The 1,737-nt window shown below is 62.2% G+C and carries 2 protein-coding genes; both read left to right on the forward strand.

Annotated elements, in window-relative coordinates; translation table 11 throughout:
- The first annotated feature begins 62 nt into the window (after positions 1-62).
- Positions 63-539 carry a thioesterase family protein gene (locus tag OC610_RS26915; protein WP_264432330.1) on the forward strand — a complete coding sequence of 159 codons (477 nt, stop codon included), beginning with the start codon at positions 63-65 and terminating at the stop codon, positions 537-539.
- A gap of 18 nt (positions 540-557) precedes the next feature.
- Complete coding sequence (locus tag OC610_RS26920) at positions 558-1,721, forward strand: gamma-butyrobetaine dioxygenase (RefSeq protein ID WP_264432332.1); 1,164 nt, start codon at positions 558-560, stop codon at positions 1,719-1,721.
- Positions 1,722-1,737: the final 16 nt, after the last annotated feature.

Here is a 1,737-nt window from a genome sequence, read left to right on the forward strand (position 1 = left end):
GTGGGAGCGAGCTTGCTCGCGATAGCGGCCTCCCAGTCACCACAACTGTCGGAACCAAACTCATGCCCACCCTCACTACCTACCAAACCCGCATCCTCCCCGAATGGGTCGACTACAACGGCCACCTGCGCGACGCGTTCTACCTGCTGATCTTCAGCTACGCCACCGACGCGCTGATGGACCGGCTCGGCCTCGACAGCCAGAGCCGCGAAGTCAATGGCCATTCGCTGTTCACCCTTGAGCTGCACCTGAACTACCTGCACGAAGTGAAACTCGGCGCCGATGTGGAGGTGCATACGCACATCCTCGGCCACGACGCCAAACGCCTGCACCTCTACCACAGCCTGCACCTGGAGGGCGGGGACAAAGAGCTGGCCGGCAATGAACAGATGCTGCTGCACGTCGATCTGGCCGGGCCACGCTCCGCGCCGTTCACCGAACGGGTCCTGGGCCAACTCAAAGCCCTGCTCGATAGCCAATCCGATTTGCCGACGCCGGCCTATATCGGTCGGGTCATCGCCCTGCCACCCGCCCGATAAAATCCCGAGGAGATCGCCATGCACACCGCCGCCGCAATTGCCGACTTCCGCAGCTATCCTCTGGTCCACGCATTGACCGCTGCGACACCATTGGCCGATCGGGTTCACGTCACTTGGGCCGATGGTCGCCTCAGCCCCTTTCATCTCCAGTGGCTGCGCGACAATTGCCCCTGCCAGCAATGCGTCTACAACGTGACCCGCGAGCAAGTCCTGGAGATTGTCGATGTGCCCGAAGACTTGGCGCCCGATGAAGTCCGCATCGATGATCAAGGTCGCCTGTGCGTGGCCTGGCAGGATGGCCACCAGAGCCAATTCGACCCGGGATGGCTGCGCGCCCACGCCTATGACAACGCATCCAGGGCCGAACGACTCGCTGGCAAGCCGCAACGACAACTCTGGAAGCGCGACCTGCAACTTCCAGTGTTCGAATACCAGGCCCTGATCGAGGATACCGACGCGCTGCTGCAATGGTTGCTGGCGATACGCGACATCGGCCTGACCCAAGTACGAGGCGTGCCCACCGAACCTGGCTCGCTGAAACAGATCGCCCAACGCATTTCCTTCATTCGCGAGAGCAATTTCGGCGTGCTGTTCAACGTGCAATCCAAGGCCGACGCCGACAGCAACGCCTACACCGCTTTCAACCTGCCGTTGCACAGCGATTTGCCGACACGAGAGTTGCAGCCGGGGTTGCAGTTCCTGCATTGCCTGGTGAACGACGCCGAGGGTGGCGAAAGCATCTTCGTCGACGGCTTCGCCATTGCCCAAGCGCTACGCCAGGAAGACCCCGAAGCCTTCGACGCGCTGTGCCAGATCCCGGTGGAATTCCGCAACAAGGACCGCCACAGCGACTATCGCTGCCTGGCACCGATCATCGCGCTGGACGCGCTGGGGCAAGTCTCGGAGATCCGCATGGCGAACTTCCTGCGTGGGCCGTTCGACACTTCGGTCGAGCAGATGCCCAGGCTCTACCGCGCCTACCGCCGCTTCATCGCCCTGACCCGCGAGCCTCGCTTTCGCCTGATGCAACGACTCGAACCCGGCCAGCTCTGGTGCTTCGACAACCGCCGCACCCTCCACGCCCGCAATGCCTTCGACCCGACGACCGGGGCGCGGCATTTCCAGGGGTGTTATGTGGATCGGGATGAGTTGTTGTCGCGGATTCTGGTTTTACAGAGATAAACCGCGTCATCGTTCT

Origin of the sequence: Pseudomonas agronomica (genome assembly GCF_025917275.1) — a bacterium.
GTDB classification, from domain to species: Bacteria; Pseudomonadota; Gammaproteobacteria; order Pseudomonadales; family Pseudomonadaceae; genus Aquipseudomonas; species Aquipseudomonas agronomica.